The organism is Bombella mellum, assembly GCF_014048465.1.
Taxonomy (GTDB): domain Bacteria; phylum Pseudomonadota; class Alphaproteobacteria; order Acetobacterales; family Acetobacteraceae; genus Bombella; species Bombella mellum.
In genome coordinates this window covers 497,425-521,274 of record NZ_PDLY01000001.1, presented here as the reverse complement: position 1 = coordinate 521,274, position 23,850 = coordinate 497,425, and the positions used below count along the sequence as shown (strand labels likewise).

General features: G+C 61.4%; 18 protein-coding genes and 2 tRNA genes. 8 read left to right on the top strand and 12 right to left on the bottom strand.

Annotation, left to right across the window (positions count from 1 at the left end; translation table 11 throughout):
• Nucleotides 1-41: 41 nt before the first annotated feature.
• The 8 genes from rpsB to hpnA all read right to left on the bottom strand — a co-directional run bounded on the left by rpsB (nt 42) and on the right by hpnA (nt 9,019).
• Nucleotides 42-809 carry a 30S ribosomal protein S2 gene (gene rpsB, locus CPA56_RS02275; RefSeq protein ID WP_182040398.1) on the bottom strand — a complete coding sequence of 256 codons (768 nt, stop codon included), beginning with the start codon at nt 807-809 and terminating at the stop codon, nt 42-44.
• A 166-nt stretch (nt 810-975) separates the two neighbouring features.
• The gene (locus CPA56_RS02270) at nt 976-1,614 is read right to left on the bottom strand and encodes a phosphorylase family protein (RefSeq protein WP_182040397.1); all 639 of its coding nucleotides are present in this window, start codon (nt 1,612-1,614) and stop codon (nt 976-978) included.
• Nucleotides 1,614-3,587, bottom strand: a complete 1,974-nt coding sequence (gene shc / locus CPA56_RS02265; RefSeq protein ID WP_182040396.1) for a squalene--hopene cyclase — start codon at nt 3,585-3,587, stop codon at nt 1,614-1,616. Before shc ends, CPA56_RS02270 begins: the two co-directional genes overlap by 1 nt.
• A 63-nt stretch (nt 3,588-3,650) precedes the next feature.
• Nucleotides 3,651-4,943, bottom strand: coding sequence for a hydroxysqualene dehydroxylase HpnE (gene hpnE / locus CPA56_RS02260; protein ID WP_182040395.1), 1,293 nt, complete (start codon nt 4,941-4,943; stop codon nt 3,651-3,653).
• Nucleotides 4,940-5,824, bottom strand: coding sequence for a presqualene diphosphate synthase HpnD (gene hpnD, locus CPA56_RS02255; RefSeq protein ID WP_182040394.1), 885 nt, complete (start codon nt 5,822-5,824; stop codon nt 4,940-4,942). The genes hpnE and hpnD overlap by 4 nt, the downstream gene beginning before the upstream one ends.
• A gap of 121 nt (nt 5,825-5,945) precedes the next feature.
• Nucleotides 5,946-6,809: a squalene synthase HpnC gene (gene hpnC / locus CPA56_RS02250; protein WP_182040591.1), complete on the bottom strand. Its 864-nt coding sequence runs from the start codon at nt 6,807-6,809 to the stop codon at nt 5,946-5,948.
• Between the two features lie 23 nt (nt 6,810-6,832).
• Entirely contained in the window at nt 6,833-7,987 is a 1,155-nt protein-coding gene (locus CPA56_RS02245; RefSeq protein ID WP_182040590.1) for a glycosyltransferase, read from the bottom strand.
• A gap of 36 nt (nt 7,988-8,023) precedes the next feature.
• Nucleotides 8,024-9,019, bottom strand: a complete 996-nt coding sequence (gene hpnA, locus CPA56_RS02240; protein WP_182040393.1) for a hopanoid-associated sugar epimerase — start codon at nt 9,017-9,019, stop codon at nt 8,024-8,026.
• A gap of 127 nt (nt 9,020-9,146) precedes the next feature.
• Here hpnA and CPA56_RS02235 point away from each other — a divergent pair, with 127 nt between their 5' ends.
• Together CPA56_RS02235 and CPA56_RS02230 are read left to right on the top strand one after the other, a co-directional pair.
• Nucleotides 9,147-10,157 (top strand): lysylphosphatidylglycerol synthase domain-containing protein, encoded by a 1,011-nt coding sequence (locus tag CPA56_RS02235; protein ID WP_182040392.1) that lies wholly within the window; start codon nt 9,147-9,149, stop codon nt 10,155-10,157.
• A 35-nt stretch (nt 10,158-10,192) separates the two neighbouring features.
• Nucleotides 10,193-11,083 carry a prephenate dehydrogenase/arogenate dehydrogenase family protein gene (locus CPA56_RS02230; RefSeq protein ID WP_182040391.1) on the top strand — a complete coding sequence of 297 codons (891 nt, stop codon included), beginning with the start codon at nt 10,193-10,195 and terminating at the stop codon, nt 11,081-11,083.
• 127 nt (nt 11,084-11,210) lie between these two features.
• Here CPA56_RS02230 and pyk read toward each other — a convergent pair whose 3' ends face one another.
• Together pyk and CPA56_RS02220 are read right to left on the bottom strand one after the other, a co-directional pair.
• Complete coding sequence (gene pyk, locus CPA56_RS02225) at nt 11,211-12,575, bottom strand: pyruvate kinase (RefSeq protein ID WP_182040390.1); 1,365 nt, start codon at nt 12,573-12,575, stop codon at nt 11,211-11,213.
• A 24-nt stretch (nt 12,576-12,599) separates the two neighbouring features.
• Nucleotides 12,600-13,436: an SH3 domain-containing protein gene (locus tag CPA56_RS02220; RefSeq protein ID WP_182040389.1), complete on the bottom strand. Its 837-nt coding sequence runs from the start codon at nt 13,434-13,436 to the stop codon at nt 12,600-12,602.
• A 211-nt stretch (nt 13,437-13,647) separates the two neighbouring features.
• On the opposite strand from CPA56_RS02220, the gene CPA56_RS02215 reads away from it, so the two are divergent.
• Complete coding sequence (locus CPA56_RS02215) at nt 13,648-15,399, top strand: AIPR family protein (protein WP_182040388.1); 1,752 nt, start codon at nt 13,648-13,650, stop codon at nt 15,397-15,399.
• 48 nt (nt 15,400-15,447) lie between these two features.
• Here CPA56_RS02215 and guaA read toward each other — a convergent pair whose 3' ends face one another.
• On the bottom strand, nt 15,448-17,043 hold the full coding sequence (guaA, locus tag CPA56_RS02210) for a glutamine-hydrolyzing GMP synthase (protein WP_182040387.1): 1,596 nt from the start codon (nt 17,041-17,043) through the stop codon (nt 15,448-15,450).
• Nucleotides 17,044-17,206: 163 nt separating this feature from the next.
• Between guaA and CPA56_RS02205 the strand changes: the two genes are divergently transcribed.
• The 5 genes from CPA56_RS02205 to CPA56_RS02185 all read left to right on the top strand — a co-directional run bounded on the left by CPA56_RS02205 (nt 17,207) and on the right by CPA56_RS02185 (nt 22,000).
• Complete coding sequence (locus CPA56_RS02205) at nt 17,207-17,584, top strand: hypothetical protein (RefSeq protein WP_182040386.1); 378 nt, start codon at nt 17,207-17,209, stop codon at nt 17,582-17,584.
• A 100-nt stretch (nt 17,585-17,684) separates the two neighbouring features.
• Nucleotides 17,685-17,761: transfer RNA gene (locus tag CPA56_RS02200), tRNA-Arg, on the top strand.
• A gap of 28 nt (nt 17,762-17,789) precedes the next feature.
• Nucleotides 17,790-17,866, top strand: a tRNA-Arg gene (locus tag CPA56_RS02195).
• A gap of 128 nt (nt 17,867-17,994) precedes the next feature.
• Entirely contained in the window at nt 17,995-19,320 is a 1,326-nt protein-coding gene (lysA, locus tag CPA56_RS02190; protein ID WP_182040385.1) for a diaminopimelate decarboxylase, read from the top strand.
• A 4-nt stretch (nt 19,321-19,324) separates the two neighbouring features.
• The gene (locus CPA56_RS02185) at nt 19,325-22,000 is read left to right on the top strand and encodes a DUF4175 family protein (RefSeq protein ID WP_182040384.1); all 2,676 of its coding nucleotides are present in this window, start codon (nt 19,325-19,327) and stop codon (nt 21,998-22,000) included.
• Nucleotides 22,001-22,337: 337 nt separating this feature from the next.
• Here CPA56_RS02185 and CPA56_RS02180 read toward each other — a convergent pair whose 3' ends face one another.
• Complete coding sequence (locus CPA56_RS02180) at nt 22,338-23,849, bottom strand: Ppx/GppA family phosphatase (protein WP_182040383.1); 1,512 nt, start codon at nt 23,847-23,849, stop codon at nt 22,338-22,340.
• Between the last annotated feature and the right edge of the window lies 1 nt (nt 23,850).

The following is a 23,850-nucleotide window of genomic DNA, read 5'->3' as shown; positions in this document are numbered from 1 at the left end:
AACGGACTGTCTGGCATGGCCCTTGGGCCAGATGGAGATGCTTACTCAGCCTTCTCTGCCACGACGGTCTCTTCAACCGGCAGCTCGGCAGAAGCCCCGATGTCCTGACCGGAAGCGGCCAGCTCGGCGGAGATGCCGTCCAGAACGGCACCGGAAACCAGCTCGCAGTATGTTGCGATGGCACGGATGGCATCATCGTTGCCCGGAATCGGGAAGGTGACGCCCTTCGGGTCGGAGTTGCTGTCCAGCACGGCGATCACGGGGATGCCCAGCTTGTTGGCTTCCTCAACGGCCAGCTTTTCCTTGTTCGTGTCGATCACAAACAGCAGGTCCGGCAGGCCGCCCATGTCCTTGATCCCGCCGAGGGAGCGTTCCAGCTTCTCACGGTCACGGGTGATGTCGAGGACTTCCTTCTTGGTCAGACCGGTCGTGTCGCCAGCCAGCATCTCGTCAATGCCACGCAGACGCTTGATGGACCCGGTGATGGTCTTCCAGTTCGTCAGCATGCCGCCGAGCCAGCGGTGGTTGACATAGTACTGGCCGCAACGCTGTGCAGCCTCGGCCACCAGGTCGGCAGCGGAACGCTTCGTGCCGACGAACAGCACGCGGCCACCGGAAGCCACGGTGTCACGCACCTGCTTCAGGGCACGGTCCAGCAGCGGAACAGTCTGCTGAAGGTCGATGATGTGCACCTGGTTGCGGACACCGAACAGGTACGGTGCCATTGCCGGGTTCCAGCGACGTGTGTGATGACCGAAGTGAACACCAGCCTCCAGCAGCTGACGCATCGTGAACTGTGGCATTGCCATAGTCTGAAACTCTCTTTCTCTGGTTTGTCCTCCGCATGGCAACGCCCCCGTGAGGACAGGGACACCAGGCAATCCGGGCCATGCGTGCGAAATATACCTCCGGCCTGATCAGGACCGGAAAATACCGCTCCTCTCTAGACCAGCCTCACGGGAAACGCAAGCATCCTCACACCCGGGCGACAGGCAGCCCCTGAAGGAAATGCACCATCGCCTTCCGGGCACGGGCCGCATCACGCCCGAGGCCCATCAGGTCCCCCATCTGGGCGGGATGCCGCAGGATGGACCCCAGAAGGGCCGGAACATGCACCTGCCCGTCCTTCAGTCCCTCCACGGCAGCGGGCGGCAGGTCCCTGCCCGCATCATCGCAGATCACCCGCAGCACCGCAAAGGGCAGACCCGAACGGGCTACAAGGCCGCTTTCCATGTCCACGGCATGACAGCCTGTCCGGGAGAAAAGGACGGCCTTCTGCATGGCCGTGCCGATCATGACCGGACTGTGCAGGATGCCGCCCCGTACCGCCGCCTGCGCCGCCCCAAAACGGGCACTCAGGGCCGGGTCCGCCCTGTGGTTCTCTCCATCCTGCTGGACATATTCGGCCACCTGCACGCTCCCCGGTGGCAGGGCCGGGTCCAAGGCACCGGAACAACCGAAAGACAGCAGCTCCGTCGCCCCGGCCTCCTGCAAAGCCAGCAGGGCACGCCGTGCCCCGGCCTCGCAGGCATGACTGAGGGCAATCTTCGCACCGGGGAAGAACTGCGCCGCCAGCCGTGCCTCCTGTTTCAGCCCTGCCAGAATTCCCAGCATCAGAAGCCGAACTCCACCTGACCGGAATTGCTATCGGCCAGATTGCGGTACCGGGACAGTGCCATGAGCGGGAAGAACTGCTTGTAGCCATGGTAGCGCAGATAGAAGACCTTGGGGAATCCGACGGCATTGTAGGGAGCCTCGTGCCATTCCCCCTGCTCGTCCTGTTCCTGCATCAGATAGGCCATGCCACGGCGCACGGCCTCGCTGTCCCGACGGCCGACGGCCATGAGGCCCAGCGTGGCCCAGGCTGTCTGGGTTGGCAGGCTTGTCTTGTAGACACCCGGTGCGGCCCCTTCATAGCTGGCGCAGTCCTCACCCCAGCCCCCATCATCATTCTGCACGCTTTCCAGCCAGGCCACGGCCCGCTCCACCATCGGGTCATCATGCCGGATACCGGCGATGTTAAGGGCACAGAGCACCGACCAGGTGCCATAGATGTAGTTCGTGCCCCACCGGCCGAACCAGCTGCCATTCTCCTCCTGCTCGGACCGGATATAGTCCAGCCCCCGACGGATCACCTCCCGGTCCTCCGGATGCCCCAGCTGGGACAGGAAAGAAATGCAGCGGGCCGAGACATCCACCGTCGGCGGGTCCAGCAGCGCACCGTGATCCGAGAACGGAATGTGGTTCAGCACCTCGAGATCATTGTCGATGTCGAAGGCACCCCAGCCACCATTGCTGCTCTGCATCCCGATGATCCACTCACGCGCACGCTCAATGGCGGTGTGGTTTTCCTCAGGGTCGATCCGGTGCAGCAGCATGCCGACGACAGCCGTGTCATCCACGTCCGGGTAATAGTCATTCTCGTACTGGAAAGCCCAGCCCCCCGGACGCAAATCCGGCGTGTTGATCGCCCAGTCCCCTTTGACATCCAGAATCTGCCGCTCCCTCAGCCAGGAGGCCGCCTTCTTCAGGGCCGTCATCGTCTCGGCAGGCATCACGCCCCTGTTTCCTGTCGATGCCTCCAACATGGCAAGGCTGGACAGCCCCGTATCCCAGACGGGCGACACGCAGGGCTGGCAGTAGGCCTCATGATCCTTGATCACCAGAAGGCCCTGCACGGCCTCCCAGGCCTGCACGACCCTCGGATCATCATCCGGCACGCCAAGGATGCGGTACACCATGATAACGTTGGCCATGGAGGGGTAGATCGCTCCCAGACCACCACCACTCAGCCGCTTCTCGATGAACTCGATCGTGACACGGATGGCCTTCTCATGAATGGAAGCCGGGACGTAAGGCACGAGGGGACGGATGGCCCTGTCCAGATAGGCGAAGACCCGCCCCCAGACGGAACGGTACGGCCCGCCTATCCACTTCCTGATGCGGGCAGGCGGGGTCCTGAACAGCTCCTGCACCCGCACGCCACGAGGATTGATGGCCAGAGGCTTATGAGCCGCCAGAATAAGCAGCGGCGCAATGACGGCCCGGGACCAGTAGGACATGTTCCAGACCGAGAAGAACGCCTTGCGGGGTAGCAGCATCAGCTCCACCGGCATCACGGGCACGGCGTCCCACGGCACCTCGCCGAACAGGGCCAGCTGGATGCGGGTGAAGACATTGCTCTTCTCCGCACCGCCATGCTGGAGGATGGCCGCACGGGCCCTGCGCATGTGCGGGGCCTCGGGATCATCCCCCACCATCTTCAGGGCGAAATAGGCCTTCACGCTGGCCGACAGGTCGAACCGGCCATCCGTATAGAGTGCCCAGCCACCATGCGCCCCCTGCGTCCTGCGCAGATAGGCGGCGATCTTCTGCTCCAGCCCGACATCGACACAGTCAAGGAAATGGCGGAGCAGGACATATTCGGAAGGAATGGTGGCATCGGCTTCCAGCTCGAAGACCCAATGACCGTCACTCTTCTGAAGCTTGCCCAAAGCGGCATGAGACGCCCTGACAGCCTGCTCCACCACGGTGACATCAACCTTATGACGGGACAACGTCTCGTTCACTGAACTCTCCTCCAACATCCTCGCACGCCGGGGTCTGCCGCCCGTCCAGCATGTGCGGAGATCATAAACCAGTTTTCAGGCTCACTCCGCCCCGGCAAAGGCCGTGCGAAAACCAAGTGCCCCCACAGCCGCCAGACCAGACTGTATGGCACCTTCGATCGTGGAAGGCAGCCCAGTATCCGTCCAGTCTCCGGCAAGGGCAAGATTGGCGTAAGCGGTTTTTGCCCCCGGCCGCTTTTTATCCTGTTCCGGAGTTGCTGCAAAGGTGGCCCGTTTCTCCCGGATCAGCCGTGCGGCAGGCATCTCCTCCGGCAGAAACCCCTCAATGAGCGGATCGAGGGCACGGCGCAGCTCGTCCCATATGTGTTCCAGCATCTCCTCATTGCGCCAGTCCAGACACCGGTTCGCCGCACTGACGGTGACGGACAGCACCTCGTCATGCAGGAAGACCCATTCGGCCACGCCCCCCACCAGCCCGATGAACCCGGCCTGTTTCAGGGAACCCCGTGGCTTCAGGGGCCGCTGGAGACGGTAATGGGCGTTGGCGATGCTCTCGAACTCGTCCGGCCCTTCCAGCCCCGGCAGCAGGCCCGCCGCCACGGGTGACGGCACGGCCATGATGACGGCATCCTCCTCCCCGAGAGCCACGGAACCGCCGGATGTTTCCAGAGCCACGATGCGGCCCGCCTCCTCCTTCAAAGCGGAGACCCGGGTGCCCGTCAGGACCTGGGCATGGAACCCTGCGAGATGACGCATGGCAGGTTCCACGAAGGTCTCGGACAGACCATTGGCCGCCATCCACGGGCAGCAGGCCGCCCCTCCCTTCGCCAGGGTCTGACGGACGATGTTGCCCAGCAGGCGGGCACTGCCACGTTCGACATCCGTATTGAGGCCGGACACGGCGAGCGGCTCCAGCAGGCGGCGGGCAAACTGCCCCGGCATGAGGCAGTCCGCCACACGGGTCTGGTCGTCCGCCTTCATCAGACGCAGCAGGGCCATCACCTCCCCCAGCTTCATGCCCGGCACACGGCTGCCCCGGCGCAGGAGCCAGAACGGAATGCGTCCCGGCGAGAGGCGCAGCGTCCATGTCAGGTCCGCTTCCAGATCATGCCACGGGAAAACGGGTTTTCCCGGTCCCTTCAGCGTCTCCCGTGCTCCCAGAAGATCAAGATACCGGAAGGTATAGGGATTGGCCGACAGCAGGAGATGGTTCCCGTTATCGATGACCGCATCCAGTGCCCTGTCGTGAAAGGAGCGTGCCCGCCCCCCGCAGGCCGGACCGGCCTCATACAGGGTCACCCGTGCCTGGGGAGCCAGTTCCACGGCGGCGGAAAGCCCCGCCAGCCCGCCTCCGATGACATGCACATGACTCACGGCATCACCCCGGCCGCCGCCAGCAGCATGGCCAGCTTCTTGCGAATGGAACAGACCCGCAGGGGCGTCTCAGGATTGCGCCAGCCACGACGCCTCAGGGCCGCCAGCGTCACCCGATAGGAGGCCGCCATGATGCGTGCCGGACGGACCGTGGCTGCCGGGCACTGCCGCATCAGCTCCGCCGCCCGCCGGAAATGGTCTTCCGCCCGTCCGGCAAGGATGCGGCACAGTCCGTCCAGCCCGACGGCGTAGAGGGCCTCCGCCGGATCGGTCGGCACGCTGTACCGCCGCAGCAGTTCGGCGGGCAGATAGAGCCGCCCCCGGGAGGCGTCCTCCGCAATATCCCGCAGGATGTTCGTCAGCTGGAGCGCACGGCCAAGATGATGGGCAAGCCTGTCTCCGTACTCCTCCGGCGTGCCGAAAACACGCACGGAAAGCCGCCCGACGGCAGAGGCCACACGGTCGCAGTACAGGTCCAGCGTGGCCTCATCCGGAGCGACGATCGGTTCGCCACAGTCCATCACCATGCCATCGATGATGGCAATGAAATCCTCCTGCTTCAGGCCGAACTGCTCGACCGCCGCCAGCAGGACACGCTCCAGAGGAGTCTCGGCCTGCCCGTCATACAGGGCGGCGATCCGCTCCTTCCATTTCTCTAGGGCTGCGGCCGGATCATCAACCGGAATGTCGCCATCGGCGATGTCATCAACGACACGGCAGAACGCATAAATGGCAAACATGCCGTCCCGACGGACGGGAGGAAGAATCTTCATCCCTTTCCCGAACGACGTGCCGGAACGGACCACGATCTCCTCCACATGCCGCAGATCCGATGGGGCACATGGCAGACCCTGTGGCATTTCGTGACGAGCAGAGACCATAACCTTCCTCATATCCATTCAAGGGCCGCAGCCATGACAATCTTGCAGACCTTCCAAGGCCTGCCCTTTTCTAACGGCAAACTCCACACGGGCAAAGACCCCGCCATGCAGAACAGCTCCCTCAGCGGGCGTAACGCATGGCCCAGCCAAGTGCCCGGAGGCCGTCCAGCTTCGTCAGGGCCACATGCTCCGCAATCGGGTCCTGCCTGTGCAGACGCCCGGTGAGACGGCGGCAGAGTGCCACGATCACGGCGGCCTCCAGCCTCATGCGGCGGTCCCTGATCAGGGATGGCAGGCGGGCCGCCTCCTCGTTCAAGGCATCGACATGGGCGAGCATGTGATCAAAGACCCGCCTCACGCCCGGCTTGCTGCGGGCCAGGATGAGGTCCTTCAGCCTGATGTTTTCCGCCTCCAGCCAGGGAAGCGGCACGTAACAGCGGTTCAGCGTTTTCAGGTCGCTGCTGACATCCTGCATGTGGTTGACGATCTGCAACGCCGTGCAGAGCGCATCCGACGGGCCGAACGTCTCCTCCCCCTCACCATGCAGCATCAGCAGGAACCGCCCGACAGGGTTGGCCGAATAGCGGCAGTAATGCAGCAGCTCCGACCAGTGGGCATAGCGTGTCTTTTCCGCATCCATGATGAAGGCCGTGATCAGGTCCCCGGCCAGCTCGAGCGGCAGCCCCCTTTCCTGAAGGACCGTGCGGAGGATGACGCCACTCCAGGCGTCGGCCCGGCCGGCCGGCGGGTTCCGCTGCCCGTACAGCACCTCACGCAGGGCCGTGAGGCGGGCAATCTTCTGCTCTGCGGACAGGCGGGTATTGTCCACCATGTCATCCGCAATACGGGCGAAATTGTAATAGGCATGGACGGCAGGCCGATGCGCCGCCGAGATCAGGAACGATCCCACGGGAAAGTTCTCGTCCTTCATGCCCTTGTCGGAGGAGACATCCCGTGTTCCCCAGAGCGCAGCATCATCCTGCATGGTGCTCCCGCCAGACTGTGCCTTCATGATTCTGCTCCTTCATAAGACCGCCCACGCCAGCTGACGCCTCTGCCCAGATAGTGGTTCACGGCGGAACCGACAGTGGCCATCATGTAGAAGGCCGCCACCAGCGGCAGTGAGAGGACACGCCACCATGACAGGTTGAACCAGCGCAGGGTCGGCATGAAGGTAATGCAGCTGAGAGCATATGCACAGCCACCCAGCACACGGTTCCTCCCCCGCCCGAACAGGAGAAGACGGACGGGCAGGAGCCAGACCAGCACCATCCCGGCCATCGCCCTGAGCAGCCGCCAGGGTGAGAAACCCAGCTGCACATAGGCGTTCCGGGAGATCATGTGCCATATCTCGCCCGGCGTCTGGTAGGTGCGGATGGACCAGGCCTGTTCGCTGCATCCCAGATAGAGCCGCCCCCCCGCCTGCTTGACATACGCCCCCAGCGTGCAGTCGTCGATCAGCGCACCCCTGAGGGACTGTATCCCGCCGATCTTTTCCAGCATCTTACGGCGGATCAGGACGGTACCGCCTGCCGCCCCTGCCACGGATGAACGGGGATCAGCCACACGGCGGAAAGGATAGAGCATGGCGAAAAAATAGACGAAAGCCGGGACAAGGGCTTTTTCCCAGAAGCTGACACAGTTCAGCTTGACCATCTCCGAGACCATGTCGAGGGAGTCGCCCTGCGCCCGCCGCACCAGCGAGGACACATGATCCTCCTGATGGACAATGTCCGCATCCGTAAGGAGTACATAGCCATCGGGCGGGAGAATCCTCATGGCCTCTTCCTGCCCCTGCCTGACGGCCCAGAGCTTCCCGCTCCAGCCCGCCGGGTGGGGCCTGCCGGACAGGACGGTCAGGCGGCCCTCCGGGGCTGGCAGACGGCGGGCTATGTCGCCCGTGCCGTCCGTGCTCTCATCATCCACGAGAATGACATGGTACCGCCCCTGATAGTCCTGCTCCAGCAGGGAGGTCAGGCAGGCCTGGACGGAAGCCGCCTCGTCCCGGGCCGGCACGATCACGGCCACGTCGGGAAGGCCATCCTGCCGCCCTCTGGCCTTTCCACCCTCTGCCAGCCAAGGCCCGCCGACCCAGAACTGACCATGAAAGAACATCAACCCTACCCAGGCCAACAGAGAAAACAATACCGCTACAAACATCATCACCGTGTCAGCCTGACCGCCCCCGTATGGCGGAATTCACCTCCGCCCATGTTCCCGAAACCACGCTATGGCATCAGCCAGCGCATGGCGTGCCTCCCGGGGCCGGTAATCCAGCTCCCGTTCGGCCTTTTCGGAAGAAAAAAACATTAATTTCTTGGACATGTCCAGCATCTCCCGTGTCACGCGGGGCTGGATTCTGAAATGCCTGGCCAGCATTTCCGAGACGGAAGCCACCGGGTACAGCCATGACTGACGGAGCCTGATGCGGGGCGGTCTGCGGTTGGCGATCCCGGCCACCATGCGGAACAGATCGCCCAGCATGAGGTTCTCACCGCCCAGAATATATTTTTCACCTATGGTGCCACGCTCGAAGGCCAGAACATGGCCTTCCGCCACGTCATCCACATGGACAATGTTCAGCCCCGTCTCCACATAGGCGGGCATGCGCCCCATGGCACAGTCCAGAATCATCTGTCCCGTCGGGGTCGGCTTTATGTCCCTCGGCCCCACGGGAGTCGAAGGATTGACGATGACCGCAGGCAGCCCCTCCTCCCGGACAAGACGCAGGACCTCCTGCTCCGCCCGGTATTTCGACCGTTTGTAGACTCCGACGATCTGGTCCTCCGTCACGGGCGAGGACTCGGTGGCGGGAATGCCGTCATGGGCCGTCGCCAGGGCCGCAACGGACGAACAGTACACGACCCTTTTCACCCCCGCCTTCATGGCGGCCTGCATCAGGGTCCGTGTTCCCTCGACATTCGCCTTCATCATGACATCCGGGTCCGGCACCCAGAGGCGATAGTCCGCAGCGACATGGAAGAGATATGTCACACCCTCCAGGGCCTTTTCCATGCTCCGGGGATCAGACAGATCACCGACGGCAAACTCCACCGGCAGGCCGGAAACATTGCTGCGGTCCGACGTCTGGCGGACGAGCAGGCGCAGGCGGTGCCCCCTTTCCAGAAGGACACGGGCAACAGCCGATCCCACAAAGCCGGTCGCCCCGGTGATCAGGGTTATGTCTTCTGCCATATTCCGCCCTTTCCTGCCTCGCTGCATCAACCTGACGGGTATAATAGCCCCTGCCGCAGCTGGCAAAGCCCCGACATTGGACGTCTGCCACAGAGTAGCCTAGAAGGGCAGAAACCAGAACAGACACATGGCGGCACTCTTGAAAAAACTACTCCCCTTCATCCTTTCACTGACAGGTGTCGTCCTCTTCTGTTTTCTCACGCTGCGCACGGGCATCCATCCGATTCTGGTCTCTCTGGCCAAGATCGGGCTTGACGGCTTCATCCTGCTGATCGTCTGCCAGCTTGCCGTCAACATCCTGCTGGGTGTGGCCTGGAAGAGCAGCATCGCCGACATCAGCTTCCTGCGTCTCACCTTTTCCCGTTTCGTGCGGGATGCCGCCGCAGCCTGCCTGCCATTCTCCCAGCTTGGGGGAATGCTCATCGGCATACGGGCCACCACGGCTGGCAACGCCCGCCACACCACGAACGGACAGCCCATCAGCTGGACGGAAGGCATCGCCGCCAACATCGTCGACATCACGACGGAAGTGCTCGGCCAGCTCGCCTTCATCATCATCGCCCTTCTCTGCCTCGTCGGCCAGGCTGATGCCGGACGCTTCATCTGGCCCCTGACCATAGGCATCGTCCTGCTGAGCATCGGCATGGCCGGGTTCATCTGGACACAGCAGCGCAGCGGCAACGCCCTTCAGGCTCTGGCCCGTTTCCTGGCCCGGCACATCTCTGCCGACTGGCACGATGCCCTGGCCGACAACAGCGAGAACTTTCAGGTCTATATCGAAAGCCTCTGGGACCAGCCCGTCCGCATCGGCCTCGGGGCCGGGCTGCATCTCCTCTGCTGGTTCGGCAGTGCCCTGCTGACATGGCTCTCGCTCATCCTGCTGGGAGCGCACTGTTCCTTCTTCAACGCCCTGGCCATTGAGGGAGCCGTGTGTGGCATCATGTCCGCCGGATTTCTGGTTCCCGGTGCACTGGGGGTGCAGGAGGCAGGCTATGTCGCCCTGGGCCAGCTTTTTGGCATCAGTGCCGACATTTCCATCAGCATCTCCCTTCTGCGGCGGGGACGGGATATTGTCATCGGCATTCCCGTCCTGCTGCTCTGGCAGGTCTATGAATTCCGGCAGCTGCGCCGTTCCTGACCCCTCATCCTCTCCTCATGGACTGAAAACCCGTCATGGCTGATGCCCCTCTTTTCGACACGCTGACCATCATCGGTCCCGGACTGATCGGCTCTTCCATCCTCCGCCGTGCCCGGCAGACCGGTACTCTGGCCCGCCATCTCATTGCGGCCGACCATTCACCGGACGTCCTGCACCGGGTGGAAGACCTCGCCATTGCCGACGAGACCACCACCGCCCTGCAGGAAGCGGCGGCCCGGTCCGACGCCGTCATCCTCTGCATCCCGACGGGGGCCATCCGGCCCGTCGCCACCAGCATCCTTCCCGCCATGAAACCGGGCAGCATCCTGAGTGATGTCGCCTCCGTCCGTGGCACTCTGGGGCCGGACATCGGTGCCCTCCTGCCGGATGGGGTCAGCTATGTCCCGGCGCATCCCATGGCCGGAACGGAATATTCCGGACCGGATGCCGGCTTCGCCACCCTGTTTGAAGACCGCTGGACCCTTCTCGTCCCCCCGGAAGGCACCGCCCCTGAGGCCGTGAGCCTGATGGAACGGTTCTGGCAGCGGTGCGGTGCCCGCACCCGGCAGATTACCGACCAGTATCATGACCAGGTCTGCGCCATGGTCAGTCACCTGCCCCATCTGCTGGCCTTCACCATCTGCGACACGGCAGACCGGCTTTCTGCCGACCTCCGTGGGGACGTTCTGGAATATGCCGCTTCAGGCTTCCGGGACTTCACCCGCATCGCCGCCTCCGACCCGACCATGTGGCGGGACATCTTCCTGACGAACAGGGATGTTCTGCTCGCCACGTTCGAGCGTTTCGAGAAAGATGCCCACCTCATGGTCGAAGCCATCCGCAGCGGAGATTCCGAGGCCATCACGGAACGCATCCGGCGGGGCCGCCGCATCCGGCAGAGTCTGCTGGAAAACCGGCAGGCCTGATCCGCAGCCTTTCACCCCATACGGAAGAAGCCCGGCAGGTGATCAGTCTGCCGGGCTTCTTCTTTTTTCTTCCCCCCTCCCGGACGGCCGGAACCATCCGGGAAGCAGGAGACGCATCAGCGAAGGATCAGGCCTTGACGATGCGCAGGTTCTTGGAGCTGTCGAGCAGGACAACATGCTCACCACCCTTGGCGAACTCACCAACGGCCTTCACGTCATCCTTGCTGGAAACAACCTTCGGGAACACGCCCCAGACCACGCACAGGCGGCGGGAGGTCGTCTCGTTCGTCAGGGCCACGATCGGCTCATGCGGACGCTCACGGGAAACCAGCACGGCACTGCGGCCATTCTCCGTATGCACTGCCAGAGCGGCTGCACGGGCGTTGCGGGCCACATCAAAGGCCGACTTGGCCTGTGCACCCTGGATCGTGTGCTCGGAGACCGGGCGCATACGGTCCATGCGGGCACGCCATTCCGGGTCCTGCTCCACACGGGCGGTGACACGGGCCATCGTGGCCACGGCTTCCGGCCCGAAGGAACCGGCAGCACTCTCGGCGGAGAGCATGACGGCATCTGCTCCGTCATAGACGGCATTTGCCACGTCGGAGACTTCCGCACGGGTGGCAACCGGGCTGCTGATCATGCTTTCCATCATCTGCGTCGCCACGATGACCGGACGGCCCTGACGGCGGGCCTCGGTGATGGCACGCTTCTGGATGACCGGCACATCCTCGGCCGGCAGCTCGACGCCCAGGTCACCACGGGCCACCATCAGCGCATCGGAAAGACGGATGATCTCATCGAGGCACTCGACAGCCTGCGGCTTCTCCAGCTTGGTGACAATCCATGCACGGCCCTTGACGATGTCACGGGCTTCCTGGATGTCCGCCGGACGCTGGACGAAGGACAGGGCGATCAGGTCCACGCCGATGGAGAGGGCGAACTGGAGGTCCTTGTGGTCCTTCTCCGTCAGGGCCGGGATCGGCAGGGCAACGTCAGGAACATTCACGCCCTTGCGCTCGGAGAGCTTGCCACCCACGAGGACTTCCGTCTCCAGAGAGTCCTTGTGTTTCTTCGTCACACGCAGGGCCAGCTTGCCGTCATCCAGCAGGAGGCGGTGGCCGACATCAACGGCGGCGATGATCTCCGGATGCGGCAGGTTGACACGGTGGGCATCACCGGGGGCCTTGTCCAGGTCCAGCGTGAATTTCTGGCCAACCTTCAGCTGGACAGGACCATCCTTGAAGACACCAACACGCAGCTTCGGGCCCTGGAAGTCGGCCAGAACGGCCAGCGGGCGACCCAGCTTCGCTTCAGCTTCACGCACGGCCTTATGACGGGCAGCGTGTTCATCATGAGCACCGTGGGAGAAGTTCAGGCGGAAAACGTTCACACCAATCTTGGCAAGGTTGAGAATCTGCTCGGCGGTTTCTGATGCCGGCCCGAGGGTCGCAACAATCCGAGTGCGGCGATGATGGATGTTGGCTGTCATAACATTCCTCGACTTTTCATTTGTTCAGTCAGGCTGAATGATTTCACCGGGTTGCACCCCCCATAACAGGCGGCGTTCGATCCACCCGTCATAGCCCCTGACTGTGACATGACACCATGATGAGCCCTGCGGGCAGGCCTTGATCCTGCCGACCGTACCCGGCTCCAGCAGGGCAACGGTCGTCTGGTCCGGCCTGTCCGAACTCATCAGAGGGACGTCATGATTCTGGCCCCGGGCCACCGCTCCCACGGGCATGTATGCCACGATGCGGGAATCAGCGTGATCCGTGGTCGAAACTTTAGACGCATCCCCATCATAGGACAGGGCACCGGGTATGATAAAGGAACGGCTGCCATGCAGCGTCACCTGATGCACCCATCCCTTCTGGCCGTCCTGGTCCTCCACGAGACGCCAGACGCCAAATTCCCGTTCGATCAGCACCGGATACCCACGACGGTGATACACCCAGTCGATCGGATACCGTTCACCGGGGCCACGCCGCATATAGACACGATCCGCCCGCATGGAGGCATAGCGGGGCAGCGGCAGTTTCGTCTCCGTGCCGACGTTGTCCGGCACGGGAGGCTGGGCGGCCTTAGCCGCCCCCGTCGCTGCGGCCGCATCCGCTGCAGCCCTGTGCTGGGCCGCCCGACCATGCCGGGCCGCCGACTCATGAGCATGCCCCCTGCCTGAAGCATGGGCGTGCTCATGCGATTTTGCATGATGATGGGAATGATGGGACCTGTGAGATTCATCCTGTCCCGCTTCAGCCCTGCAGGCGGGCATGGCGGCAAGCAGGACCGCCGCAGGCAGCACACCCCGCACGAGCCACATATGAATGAAGGAAACAGGTACTCTCATCCCCTTATCCCTGCCAAGGGACAGCCATTTGGGCAAGCCGTATTCCCCCTCTCATGTCCAAAAAATACGCTCACGGGCAGCAACCCTGCCCTGCCAGAAAAGCGTGGTAACTTCTTTCAAAAGAACGCTAATCTTAAAAAAGGTCAAAATTTTCTTCAACCAGATAGAGGAAAATTACCAATCTTAAACAATCAGGAGCAGGAGCAAATTTATGCCCTCCAATAAAAGCTGGGAAACCGCCTACGCTGCGAGAGACGATTTACATAAGTACGGGGATAACGGCTTAGGTCTATTTGCACTTTCGTTGCGCTTTGGTCTTGATGACCTTGATACTCTGGCCGCTGATTCCCTTGTAGACGGCCCCGATGATAAAAACTGTGATATCGTACATGTTAACTTGGAGGGCAAGTATGCTATCCTCATGCAATGTTATCAAGCCCAAACAGCCAAAAGTGCTGCACCAGCCAAGAAAGCTGGAGATTTAAACACTGCACTCGGCTGGCTTCTAGGGGAACACATCGATAAAGTTCCTGAAAGACTAAGGCCAGCGGCCAATGAACTCAGGACGGCACTTAAAAACAACGATATTGAGAGATTCCACATTTGGTATACCCATAACCTGCCAGAATCTCAAAATGTAAAAGATGAACTCAGAGTTGTAGAGAATACAGCAAGAGCCATATTAAATGATTTATACAAAATAAATGACATAAATGTCGATGTATCCGAAGTTGGAAAAAATAAAATACATGAACTTTATAAAGCAACATCCTCGCCCATTCTACTGGAAGAAGAAATATGCTTAAAGGTATGCGAGGGATATTCAATGAGCGGCCCCTCTTGGGAATCTTTCTCTACAGCTATTCAAGCGTCTGAACTCCATAGATTATACAAAAAATATACAACCAACATGTTTTCTGCAAATGTGAGAGATTACTTAGGATCGCGCAGAAGCGAGTCGAATATAAACCAAGGTATTATAAATACTATAAAAAGCAACCCTGAAGATTTTTGGGCTTTCAATAACGGACTGACCGTATTAACAAACAATTTCCGTATAGATGGGAATAAGATAGTAGTTTCTGGCCTCTCGATTGTAAATGGAGCCCAAACAACAGGAGCAATCGGTTCTTCGAAGGAACCACCTTCCCAAGAGGCTTGGGTTCAAATCCGTTTTGTTAAAAACAGAACAGGGGGAAATACATCAAACATCATACGTGACATAATTAAATACAACAATAGCCAAAACACTGTCGAGGCCTCTGATTTTAGAAGTACAGACTCCATACAAAAGAGACTCAAAGAGGAGTTCAAAAAAATACCAGAAGCTGAATACAATGGAGGAAGGCGCGGCAGCGGATCAGAAGTAATAAAAAGGAATCCCAATCTTCTTCGCTCACCAACCGTAGGACAAGCTTTGGCCAGTTTCCATAATAAACCTGAAGTAGCATACCATAAAAAGACAGATATATGGGTTTCGGATAATTTATATAGCACATTTTTTAATGATAAAACTTCCGCTGACCATATTGTCTGCGCCTACACTCTTATTAAGAGTCTAGAAAACTATAAACAAAGCTTGCAAAATAAAGCAAAAGAAGAAGAGCTTGTAGAGGCCGATGAGGAAGTACTTAAATATTTTAGAGAGAGAGGCTCAATCCATCTTCTTGCATCCGCAGTCAGTGGTTGTTTAGAAACGATTCTGGATCAGAAAATACCCAACAAATTCCGAATTAGCTTCGGCGTAAAAACCTCCCCCAAAAAAGCCGAAGAAATCTGGAGACTTATTCTAGAACCCACCATCCCCTTTTGTCCCAATCTAACAGACGCCTTAAAAGGTGGTTTAAGATCAGCAGAATCAATCAAAGAGGCTTGTGTCACGTTCCGACGCATGGTTAACTCGACACGGAGTCAAAACAAAAGTACTTACGAAGAATTTTCTTCATTCGTTCACATTGGATAATAATCCTGCACATTACGGGGCCACTATGTTATGGCCCCGTAAAAAATCTCACTCCCACTCGATCGTGCCCGGGGGCTTTGAGGTGATGTCGTAAGTGACACGGTTGATGCCACGTACCTCGTTCACGATGCGGCCAGCGACACGGTTGAGGAACTCGAAGGTGAAGGGATAGACCTCGGCGGTCATGCCGTCCGTGCTGGTGACGGCACGCAGGGCGCAGGCCTGATCATAGGTCCGGTCGTCACCCATCACGCCCACCGTGCGGACAGGCAGGAGAACCGCAAAAGCCTGCCAGATTTCATCATACAGGCCAGCCCTGCGGATTTCCTCCAGATAGATGCTGTCCACCTTCCGCAGGAGATCCAGCTTCTCCCGGGTGATGTCACCGGGAATGCGGATGGCCAGTCCCGGCCCCGGGAAGGGATGCCGCCCGACAATATGCTCCGGCACACCGATCTCACGACCCAGCGCACGGACCTCATCCTTGAAGAGCTCACGCAACGGCTCGACCAGCTCCATGTTCATCCGTTCCGGCAGACCGCCCACATTATGGTGTGACTTGATGGTCACGGACGGGCCACCATTGAAGCTGACACTCTCGATCACATCCGGATACAGCGTGCCCTGCGCCAGGAACTGCGCCCCGCCCAGCTTGGCGGCTTCCTGCTCAAAGACTTCAATGAAAAGGCGGCCAATGGTCTTGCGCTTCACCTCCGGGTCCGTCACTCCAGCCAGCTCGCCAAGGAACAGGTCGGAGGCATCACGATGGACCAGACGGATGTTGAAGCGGTCACGGAAGGTCTTCACCACCTCGTCAGCCTCACCGGCACGCAGGATGCCCGGATCGACAAAGATGCAGGTCAGCTGGTCCCCGATGGCATCATGGATCAGCTTGGCCGCCACGGAGCTGTCCACACCACCGGAAAGACCGCAGATCACCTTGCCATCACCCACCTGCTTGCGGATGCGGGCAATTTCCAGATCACGGAAACCGGCCATCGTCCACGTGCCGGAACAACCTGCCACACCATGCGTGAAGTTGCGGATCAGCTCCGCCCCATGCGGCGTATGCACCACCTCCGGATGGAACTGCACGCCATAGATGCGGCGTTCCTCATTGGCGATGATGGCAAACGGTGCCCCCTCGGAATAGGCCACGGCCCTGAAGCCCGGCGGCAGGGCCGCCACACGGTCACCGTGGCTCATCCAGACCTGCTCACGCCCGCCCTGTGCCCAGAGGCCGTGGAACAGCGCACATTCCTCGGCGACATCAATGTAGGCACGCCCAAATTCACGATGGTCATGGGTTTCCACACGCCCGCCCAGCGTATGGCAAAGAACCTGCTGGCCGTAGCAGATGCCCAGAATGGGGCGGTTCAGCTCCAGCAGCCCTTCCGGCAGGGTCGGCGCATTGTCGTCATGCACGCTGGCCGGACTGCCGGAAAGGATGATGCCGCGTGGGTTGAATTCACGGATTTTCTCCAGCGGGGAAGTGAACGGCCAGATCTCGCAATACACCCCGCTTTCCCGCACACGACGGGCGATCAGCTGGGTCACCTGGCTGCCGAAATCCAGAATCAGGATGCGGTCTTCATGGAGGGTTTCATCAAGCTGCTGAAGGGTGTCTGCGTTTTTCTGCGTCAAGTTCCGGGCCTCGCCTGCTGGATATGGCACAATGCTCAATTCGTGCTAGTCTCTATAGGACGATCGACCGCCAACGTCATCCTTATTCTCCACCGGTTTTTACCTTCCGGCAAAGATTTCCGCGGCGGCCCGCATTTTCAAACTTACATTCCAGGAACCGTGCATGCGTCCCGCCTTTCTCACCTGTCTTCTCAGCCTCTGTGCCCTAGGAGCCTGCTCCTCCCTGCCCGACCCGGCAACCGACCCTTACGGCCTGTGGATGGGCAGGCTCGTCACCGAACAGGGCACCTGCCCGACGGAGGAAATGTCCTCGCTCCGCATCCGTGGGCACGAGATCGTCTTCAACCCCGGCATGACCTCCTCCACCCTGCGGGGCACCTACAGGAAAGGCGACCAGCACTATCTGGCCGACCTGACCGACAAGGGCATGAACGGCACCCCCTACAGGCAGGCCTTTGACGGTTACCCGGTCGGCACGGCCATTGGCGGAACCTACACCTCCCCCCGCTGCCGTGCCCATGTTTCGCTGGTCCGCCGCTGAAAACCGCCCGGAACGCATCCCGCTGGAAAATATTTAAAAAAACTTCTCAGGCGGGGTTGCACCACTGCCCCAGACCGGATAGAAGCCTCCTCAACACGGCGCACCCGTAGCTCAATTGGATAGAGCACCAGACTACGAATCTGGGGGTTAGAGGTTCGAGTCCTCTCGGGTGCACCAGCTGTTTTCTACCCGGTCATCCGGGCACGCACCCGTAGCTCAATTGGATAGAGCACCAGACTACGAATCTGGGGGTTAGAGGTTCGAGTCCTCTCGGGTGCACCACATGATTTCCGAAAAACATTACGGCGGTCATTTCAGGGCTTAACTGCATCGTCAGATGTCCGGTCTCGGGCGCATTTCGTACCGGTTGCACCTTTCCATTTCTGCTGCCGATCTGTAATCATGCGGGCATGACTTCAACACGTCCCGATCCGACACTCCAGACCCTCCTGAACAACCACCCCAACCTCTCCTATGAGGGAGACAGAGGGCTGGTCATGGATGGCACGTCCCTGACAGACCTTGCCACCCAGCATGACACGCCCTGCTGGGTCATCAGTGCCGACACGCTGCGCCGCCGTGCCAGGGCACTACAGGACGCCTTCAGGGCAAGGGACCTGCCCGTGCACTGCCATTTTGCCGTCAAGGCACAGGATCATCAGGCCTGTCTGACCGTTCTGGCGCAGTGTGGCTTCGGGGCCGACGTCGTCAGTGGCGGAGAGCTGCGCCGTGCCCTTGCGGCTGGCATCAGGGCCCGGGACATCGTCTTCTCCGGCATCGGCAAGACGGACAAGGAGCTGGAACTGGCCATCCGTCACCAGATCGGCCAGATCAATGTCGAAAGTGTGGAAGAACTGCACCGGCTCGATGCCCTGGCACGGAAGATGCAGCAGCGTGCCCGCATCGCCTTCCGTGTCAATCCGGACATTGACGCCCAGACACACAGCAAGATCACGACAGGTCGGGCCGAGGACAAGTTCGGCATCGCCCATGACGCCATCCCGGCCCTCTACCGGAAAACCATGACGGACATGCCCGGCGTGGAGCTGGTCGGCCTCGCCGTCCATCTGGGCAGCCAGATGGTGACGGAAGGACCTTTCCGCAAAGGCTATGAGCGGATTGCCGCACTCGTCCGCACCCTGCGGGAAAACGGGATGTCCGTCACCGACATTGACTGCGGCGGCGGCCTCGGCATCCCCTATCGGGACGAACAGGCTCCTCCTCCCTCCATGCTGGCGGATGTCATTGCCGACACGCTGGGCGATCTGGGCGTGCGGCTTCATGTGGAACCGGGCCGCTGGCTGGCAGCCCCCTCTGGCGTGCTTCTGGGCCGTGTCATCGACGTGAAGGAGGCCGCACGCCGCTTCGTCATCATTGATGCCGGGATGAACGATCTGGTGCGCCCCGCCATGTATGATTCATGGCATGGCATCCTTCCCCTCCGCACGCCGGAAGACACCACGGGCGGGGACGTCGTGGATGTTGTCGGTCCCATCTGTGAGAGCAGCGACATCTTTGCCCGCCAGCGTCATCTGCCCCCCCTGAAAAAAGGTGATCTGATCGCCCTTTTGGATGCCGGAGCCTACGGAACCGTCATGAGTTCCACCTACAACTCACGTCCCCTCGCCGCACAGGTCATGATCGACGGGCAGCGGCAGGCCCTGATCCGCAGACGCCAGACCCTGGATGAACTCCTCGCACAGGAAACCATCCCGGACTGGCTGACCACCCCCTGACATCGTGAAAACTGCCCTCCTTCCTCCCCGGTTTGCCCGTCTCAAGCGACAGGCCGCCCGTCGGCTGCGGATGGAGCAGTGCTGGCATCACGCCCGCTGGCCTGTCCTGCTGGCAGGGCTGTGGGGCTGTGCGGCCCTGCTCCACCTTCCCCAGTCCCTGCCGGACTGGCTGCACTTCCTGCTGGAACTGACAACCTTCGGCAGCGTGCTGGGCTGGGCCTTCCGGCGCATCCTGCGCCTGCCACAGCCCACGCTGAAACAGGTCGACCAGCGGATAGAGCGGGATTCCGGCCTGGGCTTCCCGCCGCTTGCTGCCCTGACCGACAGTCCGGCCCTGCCCGAAGGACTTTCGGAAGACCAGAAAAACCGGGAAGGACAGCTCTGGACCATCCACAGGCAGCGTCTCCTCACGTCCCTGGAAACGCTCCATCTGCGGCCTCCCCGCCTCTTCACGCACTGGACGGGCAGGCTCGTGGCCATCCTGCTCACGCTCTGCCTTTTCGTCCTTGGCGGTCTGGCCGGTTCACAGGCGGGCCTGCGGCTGAAGGCCGGTTTCATCCCCGGCATGGATGATGACGCCACCCCCATCCCCGCCATGCAGGCCTGGGTCGACAGGCCCGCCTATGCCCCCGGTCCACCTCTCTTTCTGACAGCCCGCAGCACCAGCCCTCTCCCTCTACCAGAGGGAGCCCTCCTCCATGTCGTAGTGGAAGCTCCGGCCGGACGGCCATCCCTGCATGGAACGTCCCATGTACGCAGGACACGGCTGCAAAATGGGGGCTGGCAGATTGAAAGCACCCTGCGGAAAAGTGGCAAAGTCACCCTGTCGATCAGGGGGCGCAGGCTTGGCCGCTGGATCATGCAGATCAGTGCCGACACGCCCCCTGATGTCCGCTGGACCGGAAAGGCAGGTGCGAAAGATCAGGACTGGCACACCAGTTTTCCCTGGTCCGTGACGCAGCCTCATGGTGTGGCTGAACTGGAGGTCCGGCTCCAGCCCATCATTCCGCCCTCCCGCCAGCCAGACCAGGGCCATGAACTGACCATTCCCCTGCCTCTGGAAAAGCAGCCCGCAGAGGCCAAGGGGGACACACGGCTCGACCTTTCAGACAGCCCCTTTGCCGGGCTTGAGGTGGCCGGAACCCTCTGCGCCCGCAGCGGGTCCGGCAAGCAGGGCTGCTCCCAGGCCCAGACCTTCCGTCTGGGGCACCGCCCGTTCCATGACCCGCTGAGCCGGGCCCTGCTTGAACTGCGGCTTCACCTCACCACAGGGCAGAACGACCGGAAACAGGCCGCCCACATGCTTGGCCTCCTGACGGAACTGCCCCTGTCCACCGACCTTTCACTGCCGCTTGTCCTGCTTCAGCGACAGCTCACCGGCACCATGCCCGTCACGGCCCTGAATGACCAGCTCTGGTTCATGGCCCTGTATGCGGAAGACCGTGCGCAGTCCGGCAGGGACATCGCCGCCTCCATGCTGCATGTGCGTGCCCTGCAGAACGCCATACGCCTGCACCTCATCGCCCTCGGGCAGCAGCCTGCCCCTCCACCATCAGCCGAACAGCAGACACTGCATGACGAGCTGGAAGAACTGAAAACGGCTCTGGACGGCCACATGGCTTTCATCTTCCAGAAGGCCAGCCAGAACGGTCTGGTCATGCCCATGCCCGGTGGCAAGGGAATGCCCTGGGTCCATCTAGCCGGCAAGGTACAGTCCGACGCACTGGCAGGACGGACCGCACAGGCTCTGGACCATCTCCGTGAGATGGTGGAACCGGCCGAACAGCTGCGGCAGGCCACCCTGCCCGACATGCAGGCTCTGGCAGCCTCCATGAAGGCCCAGGCAGAAGCCCGGACCCAGCGTTTGGCCCTGCGGGACCTCATCCGGCAGGAAACGGACCTGCTGAACCATGCCCAGAAACGGCTTGCCTCCGAACAGCCGCCACCAGAAACGGAGACCCGACACAAGGACATTTCCCAGATGTCCACGGCAGAACTGCTCAGCCAGCTTGGCATGGCGGCCCCTTCCACCGGAGGCTCCTCCACCGCCTCCGCACAGCTGGATCAGGCCGCCGTCCTGCGCCACGCCGATGCCCGCCAGCAGGATCATGCCACGCAGCAGGCCCTGCGCCTTCTGGCCAGAACACTCAACCACCGTGGTGAGACGCTGACGAAAAAGAAGATGTCCAGCCTGCTGAAAGCCGAGAAGGACATGGGACTGGTCCTGACCAGTCTGGCCACCCGTCAGGACGAGGAGAGCGTGAAAAACATCCAGACCGTCCTGAACGACCTCTCACAGTCCCGCCACGACATGAGCCGGAACCAGTCCGAGGCCAGCAAGGGCAGCAAGGGGCATCTCGGCTTCATCCCTCCTCCCTCCGCCTCCAGCTCGCCGGATGAACAGAACGGGGCCACAACCGCCTCGCCGGATGACGACCCGAACAGCGGACAGGATGATGACAGCCACGACGAGGACGAAAAGCAGCCGGACAACCAGGACCCTCTGGGCCGGAAAATGGATGACAGTCCTGATTCTGACGCCCATATCCCGGATCATGAACGCAACCGTGCCCACGACATCGAACGTGAGCTGCAACGCCGTGCCTCTGACCGCACCCGCCCCCAGAGCGAGCTGGACTATCTGAACCGCCTTCTGGCCCCGCTCCGCCAGCCGCACTGACTGGCACCGGCATCACCGGAAGGCCCCAGTTTCAAGTGACGCATGCCCTCAGGAACATCTGCCAGCCGTCGCCCGTATAAGGATTGATGGTTCGCAACGGCCGCTCATACAGAATGAGGCGGCCACAAACCATCGCCGCCGTCAGACGACCCGCATATGATCTGGGATACGGCGGGCGGCTTTAGGGAAAGTTTTCCACAGGCTCAGGCACCCGCCAGATCTGCAAGAGCGATGCGGCTGCTCTGTAGCCCATGAACCCACAACACCAGAAGAGCAGGACGGGCAGGAAACCAGCCACAAGGCCTGATGCCGCTTTCCCTCCGATCCCGCTTCTCCATCATCTCAGCAGAGGTTTCAGGCCGAGAGCCTCGGCAAGACGTTCCAGCTGACGTGAAATGGCACTGCCACCAGACCGCAGGCGGCTGCCATGCAGGCTGAGCACCAGCTTGTCATCCTTCATGGCAAGATGCGTCCCTTCCAGCAGGACATCCGTACCGGCGCACAGCGTATAGACCAGACGCAGGGCCAGCCCCAGCTGTACGGCAGCCTCATAGCGGTCCTTGCCCAGCAGGCGGCGAGACGGCTCAAGAACCGGATCATCCCGACTGACCTCATACCGCACGGCCAGAACAAGGGCGAGAAACGCCCGTGATTCATGAGAGAAACCGACACCATGACAGTACAGGATGCGCCGGTATGTCTGCTCGGCCCTGTACTGCGGATGATCGTACGACCCGATATCAGAAATGATGCAGGCCAGCCGAAGCTGGGCCGCCAGGAAGGCATCCTCCACCCAGTCCAGCCCGGTCAGGAAGACCGGGGCCACCCATGTGATCAGCGGCTCGGCCAGGGAGGCATTGCGCCCCAGCCGCCCGGCCATCTCCCGGGCAAGGGCCTCCATCGGATCTTCTTCCGCAACCGAGGCGGCAACCTCCCGCATGTACCAGCCCTCACGCAGCCCCTCCGCACTGAAGACAACCTCCTGGGCTTTCGTCTGGGCCAGAAGGGCCAGAAGGACCTGTGCGGCAAAGGGAGCATCGACCATCCGCTTGCGGGGCACGTTGCCCACCTTTTCCAGCTGTTTGCGGCTGGCCCCGATGATCCATCCGGCCATGTCCTCCGCCTCCTCCCGGCTCAGCCGGAAGAGGTGGACCATGTTCAGGGGATAGTCCATGCGGGCGATGTGCAGCCGGGCCAGGGCACGGAAGGCCCCCCCCACCAGATAGAGCGGGCGGCCAGACGCACTTTCAAGCCACGACACGTCTGCCAGCGTCTTTCTGGCGATCTTCCCGGCCTCTCCCAGGTCTTCCTGCGAACGTTCCCGCAGCCGGATCACCCCGAGCGGGGTTGTCCCGGCCTCGAAATAGTCGCCATCCTTCACCCGGATCAGCTCGAGCGACCCCCCGCCAATGTCCGCCACGACACCGTCAGCCTCCGGCAGGGCGCAGAGAACACCCGCTGCGGAATAGTCGGCCTCCTCCTCCCCGTTCAGGACACGGAAGCGGGCCTCCGGCATGCGGGACACGGCCTCCCTGACGAAGTCGGCTCCGTTATGGGCATCCCTCACGGCAGCGGTGGCCAGAACGTCGAACGGCTCCACCTTCATGGCCTGACCGATCGCCTGATAGCGGGCGAGGACCTCCAGCGCACGGCTGATGCCCTCCTCGCTCAGCATCCCCGTGGCTTCCAGCCCTGCCCCCAGACGCAGGGTCGCCTTCTCGTTGAAGATGGGGACCGGGTTGCGGGCCACGCCCTCATACACCACCATCCTCACGGAATTGGAGCCAAGGTCCACGATCGCAGCCCGGCAAGACCGTCGCTCTTCCCACTGCGCTGCCGTATGTGCCATT